Source organism: Micromonospora sp. NPDC005161 (assembly GCF_053599855.1).
Genome location: NZ_JBSFYQ010000002.1, coordinates 192,185 through 210,896 on the forward strand (window position 1 = coordinate 192,185; position 18,712 = coordinate 210,896).

Below are 18,712 nucleotides of genomic sequence, written 5' to 3' on the forward strand. Positions count from 1 at the left end.
CCGGTGGGTCCGCAAGCCCGCCCCGCACGGCAGACGCGTGGTCCCGATCCTCTTGCCGTGCATGCTGGGGTCCGAGCCGGCTCGGCGCCCGAGCTGTGCCCCGCGCTCGCGTTGCGCCCGGGTCCGAGCGCCCAGGCCCTGCGCCGACCGCGCCTCACGCCCACGCGCCTTGCACTGGGCGTCGCGCCGTTTGCGTCGTCGGCCGGGGCATGCGGGTGCACCCGTTCCCGTGGGGTGAGCAGGCCGCCGCCGTATGTCTCGTGCCGCATGCCTTGTGTCGGGTCCCCGTGCCCCATGCCCCGCGCCTCGCTCCGTCTAGCGTCGTGCGCCCGCGATCCCCGCCTCGGTGTCCGGGGCTTGGACTCTCGATCCGAGCCGGTTCGGTTCATCCCCACGCCCAGGCGCCTGCGAGACCCCCTTGCCCTTGCCGCGCGCCGTCCCCCGCCCCCGCTCGCCCCCATCGCCGAATGCGTCAGGCCAGGATCCGAGCAACTTCAGGGATGTAGCTGCCTCCAGCGCTCGCGAGGCGACAACATCCCTGAAACTGCTGCCTTGACCGTGGGCGGGAGCGGGGCGGGGCCGATGAGCGCCGAGGCACGGCCGGCGGGCAGAGAGCTACGGGCGGCGGGCCGCGGGCATCGCGTGGAGCCACCTCGGCACGATGTGCCCTGGCGCCAAACGCCAAACGTCCGGCGTTGACCGACGATCACACATCGGCGTCTGAGGGGCCCAGGCTTATGCGACTCGCGCCGGAACCCGGCCGCCGAGGGCCCGCCCAATCCGCCGCCGCGGCCTCGTGGCCGGCCGAGCAAAGGGTGGTCCCGTCGAGTCCGGGCACCGTCCTGACGCTCGACGTCGGCACCGTCATCGCCGACGGGTGCGAGCGGGCTCGCGGGCAACGAACGACTGACCAAAAAGTTATCCACACCGGTTGTCCACAGGCACCCCCTGTTTCACGTGAAACACCGCGTGGAACCGGGTGCCAGCCTGTGGATGACGGCCCGCGTTCAGGATCTCGGCAGCCTGTGGATATCCCTTCACCGGTGCTTCGGTGGTCCACACATCGATCGACGCTGAGCGCTGATCGGGTGGACCCCGAAGGGATCAAACTGGTAGGGACAGCGGTGCCAGACTCGGTTAGGGTCAGCGTCGTGCACGACACCCCTCCCTCAGTCCCGGACTTCACCCAGTGGCCCTCGTTCCCCTTCGAGGGCGAGCTCCGTGTGAAGCAGCTCGACGATCCGGTCCCGGTCGAACCGCCACGCAAGGGCGAGGGCCTCCGGGAATGCACCGCCTGCAACGCTCCTGACGACGCCTACATCTGGGTGGGAGAGCGGTGGCGGGTACGCGCCATGGACCGGCCCACCGGCCTGCCCATGGTGCTCATCCTGGAATCGCGGACCCATCTCGACCTGGGTGACCTGCCGAACCTGCTTGCCGCCGAACTGGGCGTGATGACCGTCCGTCTGGAGCGGGCCATCCGATCCTTGGACGGCGTGGCACGGGTGCACGTCAACAGGTGGGGTGATGGCTCCGCCCATCTGCACATGTGGTTCCTCGCCCGGCCGTACGGGCGGCTTCAGCTGCGGGGCACCTTCCTGTCGCTGTGGGACTCGATCCTGCCGCCGATCTCCGAGGCGCAGTGGCGGGAGAACCTGGCGCTCGTCGCCGCCTGGCTCGCCGAGTTCGGTGGCCGGCCGCTGGCCGAGCCGCCCCGCATCCAGTGGCAGGCACCGTCCAGCCTGCTGGCGCAGTCCGCCGCTGCGGATGCCGCTGCGGCCGCGGCGGCGGCGGTCTCGGTCATCGAAGCGGCGGAGGAGATCCCCGAGCCAGCGCCCGACGCGGACGACAGCACCGACGCGGACGGCGACACCAAGACGGACGGCGACACCGACCCGGACACCGGAACCGCGCCCAGGGCCACTACCGCCGATCCGGCAACCGGAACCAACGCCGCGACCACCGACCCGGCAACCGAACCAGCTGGCGCATCAGCACCCGGTCCGGCGGACGTGGCTGGCCCCGCCGGCCGCACCGCCACGGCCGGCACCCAACCCACCAGCAACCCCAGCACCTCCGAGGACGCCCCCACCGCACGCTGACACCCGACTGGATCATGAGGTTGACGGCGACCGCAGCGGCGTGCGCACCCGCCAACCTCATGATCGATCGGTCGGGAGGGACCGCGCGGGAGCCGGGCGCGGAGTTGGGCGCGGCAGCGGAGAGCTCAGGACGTGGTGGGGCGCGCGGCGGCGCGGCTGACCAGGGAGCCGAGGAGCCGACCGAAGTCCAGGCCGGCAGCCTGCACGGCGAGCGGGAGTAGCGACGTCTCCGTCATGCCGGGCGAGACGTTGACCTCCAGCACGTGCGGCTGACCGTCGGCGTCGACGATCACGTCGACCCGGGAGAGGTCACGCAGGCCGAGCGCGGTGTGCGCGGCGAGGGCCACGTCGGCGACCCGGGCGGCTGCCTCCGGCTCCAGCCGGGCGGGGGCGTGCCAGGTGGTACGCCCGGCGGTGTAACGGGCGGCGTAGTCGTAGACCCCGTTACGCGGCACGATCTCCACCGGCGGGAGCGCCTGCGGTCCGTCGCCGAGGTCGACCACGGAGACCGCCACGTCCATGCCCGGCACGTACCGCTCCACCAGCGCCGTGGAGTCGTACGCGAAGCAGCCGACCATCGCGGCCGGCAGCGACGCGGCGTCGCGGACCACGGCGGCGCCCAGCCCCGACCCGCCCTGCGCCGGCTTGACCATCAGGGGCAGGCCCAGCCGGTCGGCGATCCGGTCGAGCACGGCAACCGCACCCAGCTCGGAGAAGCGGTCGTGCGGCAGGGCCACCCAGTCCGGAGTCGGGATGCCGGCCTCGCGGAGCACCGCTTTGGCCGAGGGCTTGTCCCAGGCGAGCCGGGAGGCGCGGGCGTCGCAGCCGACGTACGGGACGCCGCACAGGTCCAGCACTCCGCGCAGCGAGCCGTCCTCGCCGGTGGCGCCGTGCAGTGCGATCACCACGGCGTCCGGCGGGTCGACGGCGAGCGCCGGCAGCAGGGCCACGTCGGCGTCCCGCAGCTCGGCCTCCACGCCGACAGCGCGCAGCGCGTCGAGCACCCGGCGGCCGGAGCGCAGCGAGACGTCCCGCTCGTAGGAGAGCCCACCGGCGAGTACCAGCACGCGCAGGTCGGCCGCGACGGCGGATTTGGTCACGTGGAGGCGCTCGGCAGCGGTCGTACCCATGCCGGCATCATGCCAAGTCGGGTCCCGGCACGTCGGAGCCGGCCTGGCCGCGTCGTCCGGTTGCGCCACCCACGGCGCCGAAGACCCGGCGCATCGAGATCTCCTGCTCCATCACTCCGGCCAGCCGGCGGACGCCCTCGCGGATCCGCTCGGGCGGCGGGAAGCTGAAGTTCAGCCGCATGGTGCCGGTGCCCGTGCCGTCGGCGTAGAAGCCGGTGCCGGGCACGTAGGCGACCCGGGCGGCGACCGCGCGCGGCATCATGGCCTTCGAGTCGAGCCCGTCGGGCAGGGTGGCCCAGACGAAGAGGCCGCCGGCCGGGGTGGTCCAGCTGGTGCCCTCGGGCATCAGGTCGGCCAGCGCGTCGAGCATGGCGTCCCGGCGCTCCCGGTAGACCTCGCGGTAGACCTTGAGTTGCTGCCGCCAGGGCATGGTGCCCAGGTAGGTGGCGACCGCGGCCTGGGCGTAGCCGCTGGGGCAGAGGATTTGCGCCTCGCTGGCGATGACCAGCTTGTCGCGGACCGCGTGCGGCGCCAGGATCCAGCCGACCCGCAGCCCGGGCGCGAAGGTCTTGGAGAAGGTGCTGAGGTAGAACACCCCGTCCCGACGACGGGCCCGCAACGGTGCCGGCGCCTCGCCCTCGAACCCCAGTTGGCCGTACGGGTCGTCCTCGACCACGAGCAGGCCAGCGCGCTCACAGATGTCGAGGACGCGCTCCCGGCGCTCCTCGCTGAGCGTCACGCCGGTCGGGTTCTGGTAGGTGGGGATGGTGTAGAGGAACTTCACCCGCCGGCCCGCCCTGGCCAGGTCGTCGATGGCGGTCTCCAACGCCTCCGGGATCAGCCCGTCGGCGTCCATCGGCACGTGCGCCACCTGCGCCTGCGCGGCCTGGAACACCCCGAGCGCGCCGACGTACGTCGGGCCCTCGGCGAGCACCACGTCACCCGGGTCGAGGAAGAGCCGGGCCACCAGGTCCAGCGCCTGCTGCCCGCCCACGGTGACCACCACGTCCTCCGGGGAGGCGCCGCAGCCGGCGTCGATCCCGGAGAGCGCCATCACCTCGCAGATCCGTTCGCGCAGCTCGAGGGTGCCCTGGCCGATGCCGTACTGGAGGGTGGTCACACCGTGCTCGGAGCCGAGCCGGCCGAGCATCTCGCCGACCGCGTCGAGCGGCAGGGCGGCGATGTACGGCGCCCCACCGGCGAGCGAGACGACCTCCGGCCGGCTGGCCACCGCGAAGAGTGCTCGGATCTCGGAGGCGGTCATCCCGCGTACCCGCCGGGCGTACCGGTCGGTGTAGTCGTCGAGCGTCGTGCCGGTCATGACCTCACCTCGATCGCTGCTCGGGTGGCTCCCCCCGGGTACCCCGGACGCTGGCGACCATGGCGGCGGGGACACCGATTGTCGATCCTAGTCCGCCAGGGCCGGGGCGCCGGCCTGCTGCGGCGTACCGTCCACATCCCGGACCGGTCCCCGGTGTCCCCCGGCGCGGTGAGCATCTGCGCGTCCCCTCCCGTACCGTCGATCGGCGGCGTACGATCGCTCGTCGGGGGCAGGAAGGCGGCGCTGTCGTTCCGTGCCGGTCTCACCACCGAGCCTATTGTGGGGATGCGCCATATGTCGCGACGTCTGGTCAGCCTGACCCTCGACACGTTGGAAGACCTTCCTCGCCCGTGCCGACAGTGCGTCTACTGGGAGTTGGATCCGGTCTCCGCCGACCGGGCCTGCGCCGCCGGCGATCCGGGCCTGGAGAAGGAGGCGTGGGTCTCCCAGACGCTGCTGGAGTGGGGCTCGTGCGGCAAGCTCGCGTACGTCGACGGCATGCCGGCGGGCTTCGTGATGTACGCCCCGCCCGCCTACGTCCCCCGCTCGATGGCTTTTCCCACGTCGCCGGTCTCCGCCGACGCGGCGCTGTTGATGACCGCCAACGTGGTGGCCGCGTTCGCCGGTGGCGGGTTGGGCCGGATGCTGGTGCAGGGTGTCGCCCGGGACCTGACCAAGCGGGGGATCAAGGCGATCGAGGCGTTCGGCGATGCCAAGTTCGGCGACGCCGACGACCCGGCGGGTGGCTGCGTCGCACCGGCCGATTTCTTCCTCTCCGTCGGGTTCAAGACGGTCCGTCCGCATCCGCGGTTTCCCCGCCTGCGGCTGGAGCTGCGCACCGCGCTGAGCTGGAAGTCCGACGTCGAGTACGCGCTGGAGAAGCTGCTCGGCTCGATGAGCCCGGAGACCCTGCTCCGCCCGGTCCGCCCCGCCCCGGCCACCCGCGGCTGAGCGGACGTCGCCGAGCGCCCGGGCGGTCGACGAGCCGGCTCAGTCGATCACCGTTCCGGCGGTCACCACCGCCCGGAGCTCGCTGACGTCGATCGATCCGGTCGGCACGTCCCGCTCGATCGGGAAGTACATCCGCTGCACCGCGGCCACGATCGCCTCCACCACCCGGTCCCGGAACGCGGGGTCGACGATCCGGGCGCGGTCCGCTGGCGAGGTGAGGTAGCCGACCTCCACCCGGACCGCCGGCATCCGGGTCAGCCGCAGCAGGTCCCACGCCTTGGCGTGGGTGCGGCAGTCCCGCAGCCCGGTGCGCGCGACGATCTCCCGCTGCACCAGACCGGCCAGCCGCTCACCCGTCGCCGACGTCACCCCGTTGTTGGTGCCGTAGTGGTAGGTCGCCACGCCCTCCGCGTCCGGGTTGGCGTGCCCGTCCAGGTGCAGCGAGATGAACACGTCGGCGCCGAGTGAGTTGGCCAGCAGGGCGCGGTCGGTGTCCGGCAGGCAGCTGTCGGGCGCCGGGCCCCGGGTGAGCTGCACCCGTACCCCGGACGCGGCGAGCCGCCCCTCCAGCCGGCTGGCGAGGTCGTGCATCAGGTCCGCCTCCGTCCAGCGCAGCGACCCGTCCGGCACCACCACCCCCGGGTCGGTGCCACCGTGGCCGGGGTCGATGACCACCGTCTTGCCGACCAGCGCCGGCCCGGACTGCCGGATCGCGTCGGACTCGCGTAGCCACTGGGGGCGGCCACCGACCACCTTCCGGCCGATCCGGCGCAGTGCGTTCATGGTCTGCGGTCCGCAGGAGCCGTCGGGGGTGAGCCCGACCTCGCGCTGGAACTGGGCCACCGCCCGGGAGGTCCGGATGCCGTAGATGGCGTCCGCGCGGCCCACGTCGTACCCCATCTCCAGGAGTCGCTCCTGGAGCGACCGGACGTCCTCGCCGGTGAGCGGATCGGGCACCGCGTGGTAGAGGGTGCGGGCGCCGAGCCGCCACCGGGCGGCGTCCAGGGCCCCCCAGGTCTCCCTCCCGACCCGGCCGTCCACGCTGAGCCCGCGGGACTGCTGGAACGCGCGGACCGCTCGCTCGGTGTCGAGGTCGAACTCGTCCGGGTGCGGGCCCGCGGCGGAGGCGAGCAGCTCGAGGCCGGTGAGGATGGTACGGATCTCCGTGACCGCGGGTCCCCGGTCACCGGGTCGAATCGGACGCACGCACGACCCCCTCTGCACGACGCTGGCTGGCCGGGCGGCCCCGGCTTGAGGCTATGCGTTCCGGCGCTGCGAGGTGGCTCGGGCGGAAAAAACGGCAGTGGCGCGGGCCCGGAAGACACCGAACCCCGCACCCGGTGACCGGGTACGGGGTTCAGTGACGTTCCTGCTGGTCAGAGCGCCGATTCGATGAGCCGGACCAGCTCGCCCTTCGGCTTGGCGCCGGCGATCGACTGCACCGGCTGGCCGTTCTTGAAGACGGTGAGCGTGGGCACCGACATCACCCGGTAGGCGCGGGCGGTCTCCGGGTTCTCGTCGATGTTGAGCTTGACGATGGTGACCTGGTCACCCATCTCGCGGGCGATCTCCTCGAGCAGCGGCGACACCTTGCGGCAGGGGCCGCACCACTCGGCCCAGAAGTCCACCAGCACCGGCTTGTCGGCCTGCAGCACGTCAGCGACGAAGCTCTTGTCGGTGACCGCCTTGGTTGTTCCCACTATGCCCCTCCTCCGGGATGTGTTCGATTTTCAGCTGAGCGTCGCGATGAACCGTTCGGCGTCGAGCGCGGCGGCACAGCCGGTGCCGGCCGCGGTGATCGCCTGACGGTAGGTGTGGTCGACCACGTCGCCGGCGGCGAAGACGCCGGGCACGTTGGTCCGGGTGCTGGGGGCCTGGACCTTCACGTAGCCCTCGTCGTCCAACTCGACCTGGTCGCGGAAGAGTTCACTGCGGGGGTCGTGACCGATGGCCACGAAAACGCCGGTCACGTCGAGCACCTTGGTCTCGCCGCTGTGCACGTTGCGGACCCGTACGCCGGTGACCTTGCCGTCGGCGCCCAGGATCTCCTCGACGGTGCTGTTCCACTCGACCTTGATCTTCTCGTTGTTCATCGCCCGGTCAGCCATGATCTTGCTGGCCCGGAACGAGTCGCGCCGGTGGATGATGGTGACCGAGTCGGCGAAGCGGGTGAGGAAGCTGGCCTCCTCCATCGCCGAGTCGCCGCCGCCGACGACCACGATGTGCTGGTTGCGGAAGAAGAACCCGTCACAGGTGGCGCACGAGGAGACGCCGTGGCCGAGGTACTCCTGCTCGCCGGGCACGCCCAGCGGGCGCCAGGCCGAACCGGTGGAGAGGATGATGGAGCGGGCCCGGTAGGCGGTCTCGCCGACCCAGGCGGTGCTCACCGCGTCGGCGCCCGCATCGCCGGTGTCGACCAGCTCGACCCGGGTCACGTCGTCGGTGAGGAACTCGGCGCCGAACCGCTCGGCCTGCTTGCGCATGTTGTCCATCAGCTCGGGGCCGAGGATGCCGTCGGCGAAGCCGGGGAAGTTTTCCACCTCGGTAGTGGTCATCAGTGCGCCGCCCGACTGCACGCCCTCAATGATCAGCGGCTTCAGGTTGGCGCGTGCGGCGTAGACCGCCGCCGTGTAACCGGCCGGCCCGGAGCCGATGATGATCAGGTTGCGGACCTCGTCCACTGCCGTCTCCCGAGTTGTGTGTGTCGGCGTCGGCGCACGCACCGATGCTGATCCGAGTGCCGACGCCTGGAGGGTGCCGGCAGGTGACTTCCAGAACGTCATCGTACGAACCGGGGATTCCCGAGCCGGACCTCCGGTGGGTCAGGTCACGCGGACGCTCAGCTCGCCGGTGACCGCAGATTCACCCTACCCGCGCCGAATACCGGCTGTCCGAGCCGGACCCGGGGACGCCGCACTCCGGGCCGCTCACCCAGGCCCAGCGGGCGCCGGCAGCGTCGGTGAACCGGATGATGAGGGCCTGCTCGCCCCGGAACTCGGCGTAGTCGATCACTTCCACGACCAGCGGGGCGGATCCGTGCTCGGCCGCCACGTCGGCCAGGCAGGTTTTCAGCGCGGCCTCGTCGGTCAGCCGGGCCAACTGGTCCCGCCCGCCCGACGCCGGTCGCCGGCCCTCCTCGGCGGACACCTCGGGCTGCCCGTCGGCGGAGGTGCTGGCCTGCCGCAGGGGGGAAGGACCGCCCGTCCTGTCGCCGAGGCTCTGCGGGTTGTAATCCGTGCCGCTGCGTAGGGACGGTCCGGTGGTGCGGACCGCGCTGTCGGGCGCGCTGGCGGGCTGGTTCAGGGCGCTGGTGCCGGCGGTGTCCGAGGCGTCCATGGAGAACTGGTTGAGGCCCAGCCCGCCCGCGACGACGGCGACCACCGCGACGGCCACCGGAGCGGCACGTCGGGCCCACCTGCGCCGGCGGCGACCCGGACCGGTTCGTGTCCCGCGCCCCGGCTCGGCCGGGGACGGGCTGACGGCCCGGCGACCGGGACCGCTTCCGCCCTGTGCCGGCACGACCACCGGTGTGGCGACGCCGGCCTCCGGCTCCCCATCGCCGGTGCCCGCGTCGGCCGGGGTGCCGTTCGATACCGGATCCGCCGCAGCCAACGCGGCGGCGAGACGGTCGGCGACCGCCGGCGGCAGCTCCGGGGAGGGCTCGGCCCACCGGGCCAGGTCGGCGCGGACCTCGGCCACCGCGGGGGCCAGCAGCACGTACGCCTCGGCCCAGGCCGGGTCCGTGTCGACCAGGCGAGCGACCTCCGCCTGCTGCGGCGTGCCGTCCAACGCCCCGCCGAGGTAGTCAGCGAGCAGGTCGTCGTCGACCTCCCTGTACCCCTCGGTCGTCACGTGTCCTCCTGATTGGCGTCCCGCCGGTACCGACCCGACCCTGATCCGACGCCCTCCGCCGGGCGTGGGTTCCCCGGCGTGACGCCGGGCACGCCCGCGACCGGCCCGGATGGCTCCGGGCGGGCCGCGGACGTCGCTGGGGCGGCTGCCGGGCGGAGGTGCCCGAGCAGCACCGCCAGCCGGGCCCGACCCCGGGCGCACCGGCTCTTCACCGTCCCCTCGGCGACGCCGAGGATGCGTGCCACCTCGGCCACCGGGTAGCCCTGCAGGTCCACCAGCACCAGGGCGGCGCGTTGCTCGACGGGTAGCGCCGCGAGCGCCTCGCGGACCACCAGCGCGGTGTCGTGGTCCTGCGCCGGTGCGGCCGGCTCAACTCCTGGCGTGCCCGACCCGTCCCCGGCGCGGTTGCCGTCGGGCAGCGGAACGGTGGGATGCGCCTGACGGCGTCGGATCCGGTCCAGGCAGGCGTTCACCACGATGCGGTGCAGCCAGGTGGTGACGGCGGAGTCACCGCGGAACCGGCCGGCCGCCCGGTGCGCGGACAACAGCGCGTCCTGGAGGGCGTCGGCGGCCTCTTCCCGGTCGCCGAGCGTCCGCAGGGCCACCGCCCAGAGCCGGTCCCGGTGCCGGTGGAACAGTTCGGCGAAGGCGTCCCGGTCTCCGCTGACGTGGGCGCGCAGCAGCTCCAGGTCCGTTGCGGCGTCGCGCCCGTCCATCACCACGTCCAGCGGATGCGGTGCCCTGGTGGAGGTGCCAAGCTCACGACCCCTGGACCGTGATCTCCTGCACCCCCAGCTTGAAGCCACCCTCGGCCTGAGGCAGTTCGGTGATCCAGAACAGCAGGTACTGGTATTTCGTGTCCGCGTCGAAGCCGTTGAACGTCATGGTGGTGCCGTCGTGGTCCTCGAACGGCTGCCCGATGGCGGTCTTGTAGTTCGCCACCACCTGCTTGTCACCGTTGGAGGTCGACGGCGGGTTGCCGGTGCCGGCGAGGAGCTGGGCGGACGCGCCGGTCGCGGAGAGCACCGCCTGCACCGACTTGACGCTGTGCGGCTCGCCCAGATCGAGCCAGACACCCATGCCCTTCTTGAGGTTGCCGAAGTTGGGGCGGCGGTCGTAGGTGTCCGTCTCCCAGCCCTTGTCCTCGTCCCCGTCAATGATCTTGTCGGCACCGCCGAGCTCATTGCGCTTCGTGCTGTCCGGGTCGATGATCCGGACGCCCGTCACGGTCAGCTTCCGCACCGTGGCGGCGGCCGGGGTGACCTCGCCGGCCGGGGCGCTGGCGGTGGGAGCGGCCCCCGCGCTTCCCTTCGGGTCCTCGTCATCGCCGCCCAGCGCGCTGATCCCGATCAGCAGACCGACCAGGGCGACCGCCAGCAGACCGGCGATGCCCACGGCGACCTTGCGACCGCCGGCCGCGGCCAGCGGCGACGGCTCCTCCTCGGTGTCGGCGGCGAACCGCAACGGCCCGCTGTTGTCGAGGTAGTGCTCCTCCTCGGCCGGCACGTCCAGCCGGGCCAACTCGGCGGCGAGCACGTCCGACGAGGGCGGGGCGATCTCCGCGTCGAGCAGATCCATGGTCAGGTCGTCCAGGTACGCGGGCACTCCGGCCCGAACCTGGCGGGGGGCCGCGATGCCGCCGCTGGCGTCCCGGACCGCGTCCGGGATCGCGGCACGGCCGTGCCCGGCGGTGGCGCCGTGCAGCGGAGCCTCGGCGTGCGGCCAGTAGCCGGTCAGGGCGAAGTAGAGGATCCCGCCGACCGCCCGGATGTCGTTCTCCTGGCTGTCGGCGCCGTCGGTGCGCGCGTCGGCAAGGACCACCCGGCCCTCGTCGCTGATCATCACGGTGCCGGGGTGCACGTTGCCGTGCACCATCCCGGTGGCGTGCACCGCGGCGAGCGCGCTGGCGACAGCGTTGCCGATCGCGGTGGCCCGGGCCGGGTCCAGCGGGCCCCCGGTCGCCAGGTCGCGCAGCGACTGCCCGTCCACCCACTCGCGCACCACGTACGCCCGCTCGGCCTCGTCGATCGCGTCGTAGACGCCGACCAGGTTGGGGTGGATGACCCGGCTGGCCGCGACGGCGGCCTGAAGCATCTCGGTGGCGGAGTCGCCACCCGGGTAGCGCAGCACCACCGCGACGGGACGGCGCAGGATGACGTCGATCCCACGCCAGACCAGCCGACCCGCGCTGTCGTTGTTGATGTGCTCGACCAGCTCGTACCGCTCGGCGAGGACTTCACCGGCCGTGGGAGCACCGAAGGTCATGAGCGGCGGAGCGCTCTCGTCCGCCTCCTGACCCTCGCCGACCTGGGTCACCCGTCCTCCCTCGGTGATCGTGTCGATCGATGGACCCGCACTGCTGGGCATGTGGCTTCCCGCTCTGCCGTCGAAGGAACCGGCCGACCGGTGTCGACGCGCAGCGTCGGCGCCTGCCGTACCCGTCGAGAGCGACCTTACCCGGGTTGCCCGTCTCTCCGACATGTCAACTTCCCGCCGTACCCGGCGGGGTGCCGGGAGTCGGAGAAGTCGTCCGGTTACGACCGTTGTCAGCCACGTTGCTGGCACATGTACTAGCCAATCTACGGCTTCACCGCAAGTGACCGACGCCGGGGCCGACCCAGGTTGGTGCTCCCGTCAGCGGGCGTGTTCCCGCCGATCGGATCGACACGCTCAGCCGTACGGCCAGTTATCCACAGGTGATTCGGTGGCTGACCGGCGAATCGCGGAGTTATCCACAGGTGCATCCCCAGCCTGGTGATCCGCGGTCACGATCCGTGCAGGTACGACTTTTCGTAGGTGGACGTTCGCGCTCAGCGACCGATCCGGCGGCGGACCATGCCGACCACCTCGGTGATCTCCCCGATCCGCAGCAGCGTGGCCAGCCCCAGGTAGGTACCGCCGATCACCACGCCGCCGATCACGAGCTGGATAACGGCCTGGGCCCAGCTCGGCGTGTCGCCGCCAGGCAGCAGATTCACCACCAGCAGGCCGACCAGAGCGGAACCCAACGCGGCGAGCGCCACCCGGCCGAGGGTACGCAGGATCGCGCCCATCCCGATCCGGCCGATCCTGGGGCGCAGCAGCCACGCCGAGGCGAACGCCGCAGCCACATAGGAGACCGCGTTGCCGATCATCATGCCGGCCGCGGCGAAGTGAGCGGCGAAGGCGACGAAGAGCACCACCTGCACACCGATCCGCAACGCCACCACCGGAATGTTGATCAGCGCCGGGGTCCGGGTGTCGGGCAGAGCGTAGAAGGCGAAGGTGAAGAGCTGACTGATCGCGAACGGCACGAGCGCCAGCGCGGCCAGCAGCAGCACCAGGGACGTGTCCGCCGCGTTCTCGTCGCTGAACGCCCCGTAGCGGAACAGGGCCACGGCCAGCGGGGTGGCCAACACCGCGTAGCAGACCGCGATGGGTGCGAGCACCGCCGAGACGGTGCGGGTGCCGCGGGACAGGTCCGCGGCGACGTCGGCGTACCGCCCGTCGGCGGCGGCCGCGCTCATCCGGGGCATCAGCGCGGTGATGATCGAGACGGCGATGATGCCGTGCGCCATCATCAGCAGCAGGAACACGTTGTTGTAGATCAGCGGGCCGGCGGCGTTCTCCTTGCCGGCCCGGCTGAGCAGGTTGAACAGCACGATCAGGCCGACCTGGCTGACCGCGACGTAGCAGAACATCCAGCCGCCGAGCCGGCCCAGCTCGCGCAGCCCGAGGGAACGGAAGTCGAACCGGAACCGCCAGCGGAAGCCGACCTTGCGCAGCGCCGGCAGCAGGCCGATGGCCTGGATCGCCACGCCGAGCAGGGTGCCGCCACCGATCAGCAGGACCCGCCCGGGGGTCATCGCCTCCGGCCGGATGATCTCGGCGCCGAAGATCGCGATGTAGAGCCCGGCGGTGGCGATCACCACGACGTTGTTCAGGATCGGTGCCCACATCGGGGCGGCGAAGTGCCCTCGGGTGTTGAGCACCGCGCTGATCAGGGCGCTGAGGCCGCTGAAGAAGATCATCGGCAGCATCAGGCGGGACAGTGCGGTCACCAGGTCCTGGTAGTCCTCGCCCGCCTTGTCACTGGCCGCCAGCGAGGTCAGCACCGGGGCGCAGACGACGGCCAACAGCGCCGCCGCGGCCAGGGTCAGCACCGCGAGGGTCAGCAACCGCTGGGCGTACGCCTGGCCACCGTCGGTGTCGGACCGGCGACGCCGGACCAGCACCGGGATTAGCACGCTGGTGAGGATTCCGCCGAGCAGGAACTCGTAGACCATTCCGGGCAGGATCTGCGCGGTGGTGTACGCGTCACCCACCAGCGCGCCACCGAGCGCGGCGGTCAGCACCAGGGTCCGCAGGAAGCCCGTGCCCCGGCTGACCAGGCTGCCGATCGCCATGACCGCGCTGTTGGTCGCCGCGCTCGCCTCGGCCACCTGCTCCTGCGGTGGCGCGGTCGACTCCATGGCCGGCTGGTTCAGCGGCTCGGCGGAGATGAAGGTGGCGCCGTCCCCCGGGCGTGCGCCGGGCCCGCCGTCGTGCGCGGCGTTCGCGCTGCGGTAGAGCCCGCCGCTCATCTCCAGCCTCCCAGTGGGTACGTCGAGGCGGGCACCGACCCGCACGTCACAGACCTTAGTCAACCGGTGCCTGTTACCCGCGCCCGGCGGAGGGGATGCCGACCGGGCCCGATAGTCTGGCGATCCCATGTCCGAAGCCTCCGCTCCACACGCCGCCGACCGCCGCGAACTCACCGGCGCCCAGCGCAACGCCGTCGCCGAACTGCTCCGGGTCTCCCCGGTCGCCGACGAGTTGGGCCGACGGTTCGTCCGTGCCGGTCACGAACTGCACCTGGTGGGCGGTTCGGTGCGGGACGCGCTGCTCGGCCGGCTCGGGGACGACCTGGACTTCTGCACCGACGCGCACCCCGACGAGACGCTGCGGATCATCAAGGGCTGGGCCGAGTCGATCTGGGAGACCGGTCGGGAGTTCGGCACCATCGGCGCCCAGCGCGACGGCCTCCGGCTGGAGATCACCACCTTCCGCGCCGAGTCGTACGACCAGGTCACCCGTAACCCCGTGGTGGTCTACGGCACCAACCTCACCGAGGATCTGAGGCGGCGCGACTTCACCATCAACGCGATGGCGGTCAGCCTGCCGGAGCACCAGTTCACCGACCCGCACGGCGGGCTGGACGATCTCTCGGCCAAGGTGATCCGTACCCCCGCCGACCCCCGCGAGTCGTTCGGCGACGACCCGCTGCGGATGCTGCGGGCCGCCAGGTTCGCCGCTCAGCTGCGCTTCGCCGTGCACCCGGACGTGCACGCGGCGATGGGCCGGATGGCCGCCGACCTGGACCGGATCACCGCCGAGCGGATCCGCGACGAGTTCACCAAGCTGCTCTGCGGCGCCGACCCGATCACCGGGCTGCGGCTGCTGGTCGACACCGGTCTGGCCGAGCGGTTCCTGCCGGAGCTGACCGGGCTGAAGCTGGAGATCGACGAGCACGCCCAGCACAAGGACGTCTACGAGCACACGCTGACGGTCGTCGAGAACGCGGTCTCCTTCGAGGAGGAGGGCTGCGACTTCATCCTGCGGATGGCGGCCCTCATGCACGACGTGGGCAAGCCGGCGACCAAGGCGGTCGGCCCCGACGGTCGGGTCAGCTTCCACCACCACGAGGTGGTCGGCGCCCGGCTGACCAAGGCCCGGATGAAGGTGATGCGCTACCCGAAGGACATCACCGCGAAGGTGACCGCGCTGGTTGCGCTGCACCTGCGCTTCTACGGGTACGGCCAGGGCGAGTGGACCGACTCGGCGGTACGCCGCTACGTCGCCGACGCCGGTGACCTGCTGTCCCGGCTGCACAAGCTGACCCGCTCGGACTGCACCACCCGCAACCGGCGTAAGGCCGCCCAGCTCGGCGCGGACTACGACGCGTTGGAGGACCGGATCGCCCGGATCGCGGCCGAGGAGGACCTGGCCCGGGTCCGCCCCGACCTGGACGGCAACGCGATCATGGAGCTGCTGGGCGTACCGCCGGGGCCGGTCGTGGGACGGGCGTGGAAGCACCTCAAGGAGCAGCGCCTCGAGCACGGCCCGCTGGACCGCGACGCCGCCGAGGCGGAGCTGCTGCGCTGGGCCCGCGCCGAGGGCCTGATCGACTGACCGGAGCTGACCCGCCACGACAGGCGCCGCTCCCGAACCCGGGAGCGGCGCCTGTCGGCGTACGGCGTCAGCGGGTCTCGACGGCCGTCCCGTCCACCGAAGTGGTGCCCTTGCCGGCCGAGGTGCCGTTGCCGACCGCGCTGGAAGCCGAGCCGAGCCGGGCGAGCAGACCGGCCAGGTCGATCCCGGTCAGGTCACTGCCCAGCTGGAGCCCCTGTGCCACGTTGCCGGCCACCGACTTCGTCAGCGACGACGCGCCGTCGGTGGAGATGACGGTCATCTTGTCGATCGCCCCGATCGGTGCGCTGGCCGCCTCGACAACCTGCGGCAGCACCTTGACCAGCAGGTCCAGCACCGCCGCCTCCCCGTACGCGGCGAACGCCTCCGCCTTGCGCGCCATCGCGTCCGCCTCGGCCTGTCCCTTCGCCAGGATGGCCGCCGCCTCGGCCTGACCCTCCCGCTCCACCGCCTCGGCGATCGCGGAGCGCCGGCGCTGCTCGGCCTCACCCTCCTTGGCGCCCTCGATCGCGTTCGCCTCGGCGAGCGCGGCCCGCCGGGCCCGCTCGCCCTCACCGGTGAGCCGGGCCTGCTCCGCGGACGCCTGGGCGGCGGCGATGACCGCCTGCCGCTGCGCGTCCGCGTGCAGCACCGCCGCGTTGCGGGCCGCCTCGGCCTCCTGCTCCACCTTGTACCGGGCGGCGTCGGCCGGCTTGCGTACCTCGGTGTCCAGCTGGCGCTGCTTGAGCTCGGCGTTGCGCTCGGCCACCTTCTGCTGCTCGGAGAGGATCGCCTGGTCTCGCTCGGCCTGGGCGAGCGGGCCGGCCGCCGCCGACTTCGCCTTCGCCGCGTCGATCTCCGCCTGGATGCCGGCCTGCTTGAGGGACAGGTTCCGGTTCGCCTCGGCGATGGCCTCCTCGGCGAGCAGCCGCTCCTGCTCGGCCTGCTGCCGGGCCCGCGCCTCGGCGATCGCCGCGTCCTTGAGCACCCGGGCGGCCTCGGGCCGACCCAGGTCCTGCAGGTACGAGCCCTCGGCCAGGATGTCCTGGAGTTGGAACGTGTCCAGCACCAGGCCCTGGTTGGTCATCGAGTGCTCGGCCTCCTCCGCCACCGCGCTGGCGAACGCCGCCCGGTCCCGGATGACCTCCTCGACGGTGAGCCGGCCGACGATCGAGCGCAGCGCACCGGCCAGCACCTCCCGCGTGAAGTTGTCGATCTCGTCCTGCTGGTGCAGGAACCGCTGGGCGGCGGCCCGGATCGCGTCCTCGGTGCCGCCGACCTTCACGATCGCGACGCCGTGCAGGTCGGCGCGGATGCCCTGCTTGCTCACCGCACCCCGGATGCCGACGTCGATCCGCCGGCTGGACAGGTCGAGCGACTGGAGCTTCTGCACCACCGGCAGCACGAAGACCGAGGCGCCCAGCACCACCTTCTGGCCGGACATGTCGGTCGACCGGCCGCCGTCGGCGGTCTGCGTGGTGCGGCCCTTGCGGCCGGTGACGATGAACGCCTCGTTCGGCCCGGCCACCTTGATCCGGGAGAGCACGAAGAACACCAGGACGAGCACGAGGAGGACCGCGCCGCCGATGGCGATTAACAGGGGCATGAAGGAGTCCCGTCTTCGAGAAGGAGTCAGTAGGTCTCGACGTGCACGCTGGTCTCGCTGAGTGCCTGCACGACGAAGACCTGGGCGCCGACCGGGATCGGCTGGTCGGCGCGGGCGTTGAGCTTGACCGGCTGGCCGGCGACGCGTACCCGGACCTCGCCGTAGCCGTCGGCGGGTACCGGGGTGACCACCAGGCCGAGCGCGCCGACCAGGTCGTCCCGGGTGGGGGTGGGGTCGGTGCGCATGTTCCGTGCCGCGCGGCTCAGCCGGGACGCCAACCACGCGGTGGGCACGGCGGCGACCAGGCCGCCGGCAGCGGCGCCCGCGATCATGCCGGGGGTACCCGCGCCGAGCAGTTCGTTCACAATGGCCCCGCCGAAGCCGAACGCCCCGGCGAAGCCGGCGACCGTCTCGGTTGAGATCGGCCCGTCCACGTCGGCGTGCCCGAAGTGCAGCAGCTCGCTGCCGAGCAGGGCGAGCGCCAGCACTCCGACACCCGCCCCGCCGATGATCAGAAAGATGAGCGTCCCCGTGGCCACGACCTGCACGGTATCGAAATCACGCAACATTTCGGCGGTCAGCGGGGCGCGAAGATGATCTCCCGATCCGGGCCGCTGGTGTTGATCGAAAAGGGGCAGCGCCGACGGACCTTGGCACGTTATCTTCTGCGCCGCCGGTTGATCGCTCCGGTCTGTCCGCAACGAGAGGGCCTGCCGTGGCTGTCGTGATCACCATCTACATCATCGGCCTGGCGCTGACCGCGGTCGTGCTGCTGGGCGTCGCGGTCACCTCCTTCGCCACCACCTCGCGGGTCGACCGGGTGCTGGCCGGTATCGGCGCTGTGCTCGCCGGCTACTACGCCTATTACCTGCTGGGCACCGGCGAGGGGCACGTCACGATCTTCTACGCGGCGTTGCTGCTGCCCTTCTTCGCCGGCCGCAAGCTGTACCTGGGCTTCCACGATCGCGACCGCGCCCGCGCCGAGCGGGCCGCTGCTGCTGCGGCGAACCGGGCAGCCGAGGAGTGGCGTTCGGCCCGACGCTGGTAGCCGGGCCGGCAAGGAAGTCCGCGACAGGGACAATGGGTGGATGCACTGGACCGTGCTCGACTCACCGATCGGCGAGTTCTCCGTGGCCACCGACGGCACGAGCGTGTGCGGCACGCACTTCGGCCGGGTGGACGCCGCGGTCGACGAGCCCACCGACCCGTTGTCCTGGCAGGCCGTCACCGAGCTGCGGGCGTACTTCGCCGGTGAGCTGACTGCGTTCACCGTCCCGGTGTCGGTTCGGCGCGGCTCGGAGTTCGAGCGGGCGGTGTGGCGGGAGATGACCCGCATTCCGTACGGCGAGACGTCGACGTACGGCGAGGTGGCGCGCGTGGTCGGCGACCCCGGGGCGGCACGGGCGGTTGGTGTGGCCTGCAACCGCAACCCGGTCCCGGTGATCGTGCCGTGTCACCGGATCGTCGGTGCCGGCGGCAAGCTGGTCGGGTTTGGGGGTGGCCTGCCGCGCAAGGTGCACCTGCTGGAGCTGGAGGCCCGGGTGGCCCTGCAACGCGCCTGGTCCTGACCGACCCGGACCGTTGGTGAATGCGCCGAGGGCCG

General features: G+C 72.1%; 16 protein-coding genes. 5 read left to right on the top strand and 11 right to left on the bottom strand.

What is annotated here, in order from left to right; genetic code table 11:
- Positions 1–1,151: 1,151 nt before the first annotated feature.
- Entirely contained in the window at positions 1,152–2,102 is a 951-nt protein-coding gene (locus ACWD5O_RS03055) for a RodZ family helix-turn-helix domain-containing protein (RefSeq protein WP_354967100.1), read from the top strand.
- 125 nt (positions 2,103–2,227) lie between these two features.
- On the opposite strand, the gene ACWD5O_RS03060 is transcribed toward ACWD5O_RS03055, so the two are convergent.
- Complete coding sequence (locus ACWD5O_RS03060; protein ID WP_387324892.1) at positions 2,228–3,232, bottom strand: D-alanine--D-alanine ligase family protein; 1,005 nt, start codon at positions 3,230–3,232, stop codon at positions 2,228–2,230.
- Between the two features lie 7 nt (positions 3,233–3,239).
- Positions 3,240–4,553 (bottom strand): aminotransferase-like domain-containing protein, encoded by a 1,314-nt coding sequence (locus ACWD5O_RS03065; RefSeq protein ID WP_387324895.1) that lies wholly within the window; start codon positions 4,551–4,553, stop codon positions 3,240–3,242.
- Between the two features lie 294 nt (positions 4,554–4,847).
- Here ACWD5O_RS03065 and ACWD5O_RS03070 point away from each other — a divergent pair, with 294 nt between their 5' ends.
- Entirely contained in the window at positions 4,848–5,504 is a 657-nt protein-coding gene (locus ACWD5O_RS03070; protein ID WP_354967103.1) for a GNAT family N-acetyltransferase, read from the top strand.
- 39 nt (positions 5,505–5,543) lie between these two features.
- Here the strand turns inward: ACWD5O_RS03070 and ACWD5O_RS03075 are convergent, their stop codons facing one another.
- The 7 genes from ACWD5O_RS03075 to murJ all read right to left on the bottom strand — a co-directional run bounded on the left by ACWD5O_RS03075 (position 5,544) and on the right by murJ (position 13,918).
- Positions 5,544–6,710: an N-acetylmuramoyl-L-alanine amidase gene (locus ACWD5O_RS03075; protein ID WP_387324899.1), complete on the bottom strand. Its 1,167-nt coding sequence runs from the start codon at positions 6,708–6,710 to the stop codon at positions 5,544–5,546.
- A 170-nt stretch (positions 6,711–6,880) separates the two neighbouring features.
- Positions 6,881–7,204: a thioredoxin gene (trxA, locus tag ACWD5O_RS03080; RefSeq protein WP_030331849.1), complete on the bottom strand. Its 324-nt coding sequence runs from the start codon at positions 7,202–7,204 to the stop codon at positions 6,881–6,883.
- A 30-nt stretch (positions 7,205–7,234) separates the two neighbouring features.
- Complete coding sequence (gene trxB, locus ACWD5O_RS03085) at positions 7,235–8,185, bottom strand: thioredoxin-disulfide reductase (protein ID WP_449936150.1); 951 nt, start codon at positions 8,183–8,185, stop codon at positions 7,235–7,237.
- 181 nt (positions 8,186–8,366) lie between these two features.
- Positions 8,367–9,356: a hypothetical protein gene (locus ACWD5O_RS03090; protein WP_450084449.1), complete on the bottom strand. Its 990-nt coding sequence runs from the start codon at positions 9,354–9,356 to the stop codon at positions 8,367–8,369.
- The gene (gene sigM / locus ACWD5O_RS03095; RefSeq protein WP_450084450.1) at positions 9,353–10,072 is read right to left on the bottom strand and encodes an RNA polymerase sigma factor SigM; all 720 of its coding nucleotides are present in this window, start codon (positions 10,070–10,072) and stop codon (positions 9,353–9,355) included. Before sigM ends, ACWD5O_RS03090 begins: the two co-directional genes overlap by 4 nt.
- Positions 10,073–10,115: 43 nt before the next feature.
- Positions 10,116–11,723 carry a protein kinase family protein gene (locus tag ACWD5O_RS03100; protein ID WP_450084451.1) on the bottom strand — a complete coding sequence of 536 codons (1,608 nt, stop codon included), beginning with the start codon at positions 11,721–11,723 and terminating at the stop codon, positions 10,116–10,118.
- A gap of 443 nt (positions 11,724–12,166) precedes the next feature.
- Positions 12,167–13,918 carry a murein biosynthesis integral membrane protein MurJ gene (gene murJ, locus ACWD5O_RS03105; RefSeq protein ID WP_450084487.1) on the bottom strand — a complete coding sequence of 584 codons (1,752 nt, stop codon included), beginning with the start codon at positions 13,916–13,918 and terminating at the stop codon, positions 12,167–12,169.
- A 127-nt stretch (positions 13,919–14,045) separates the two neighbouring features.
- On the opposite strand from murJ, the gene ACWD5O_RS03110 reads away from it, so the two are divergent.
- The gene (locus ACWD5O_RS03110; protein ID WP_450084452.1) at positions 14,046–15,506 is read left to right on the top strand and encodes a CCA tRNA nucleotidyltransferase; all 1,461 of its coding nucleotides are present in this window, start codon (positions 14,046–14,048) and stop codon (positions 15,504–15,506) included.
- 67 nt (positions 15,507–15,573) lie between these two features.
- Here the strand turns inward: ACWD5O_RS03110 and ACWD5O_RS03115 are convergent, their stop codons facing one another.
- Together ACWD5O_RS03115 and ACWD5O_RS03120 are read right to left on the bottom strand one after the other, a co-directional pair.
- Positions 15,574–17,109 carry a flotillin family protein gene (locus ACWD5O_RS03115; RefSeq protein ID WP_354967110.1) on the bottom strand — a complete coding sequence of 512 codons (1,536 nt, stop codon included), beginning with the start codon at positions 17,107–17,109 and terminating at the stop codon, positions 15,574–15,576.
- Positions 17,110–17,135: 26 nt separating this feature from the next.
- Positions 17,136–17,678, bottom strand: coding sequence for a hypothetical protein (locus ACWD5O_RS03120; RefSeq protein WP_450084453.1), 543 nt, complete (start codon positions 17,676–17,678; stop codon positions 17,136–17,138).
- A gap of 146 nt (positions 17,679–17,824) precedes the next feature.
- Here ACWD5O_RS03120 and ACWD5O_RS03125 point away from each other — a divergent pair, with 146 nt between their 5' ends.
- Positions 17,825–18,157, top strand: a complete 333-nt coding sequence (locus ACWD5O_RS03125; RefSeq protein ID WP_354967112.1) for a hypothetical protein — start codon at positions 17,825–17,827, stop codon at positions 18,155–18,157.
- A gap of 40 nt (positions 18,158–18,197) precedes the next feature.
- A complete protein-coding gene (locus tag ACWD5O_RS03130; RefSeq protein ID WP_450084454.1) occupies positions 18,198–18,677 on the top strand; it encodes a methylated-DNA--[protein]-cysteine S-methyltransferase in 480 nt (159 codons plus the stop codon).
- Positions 18,678–18,712 lie beyond the last annotated feature (35 nt).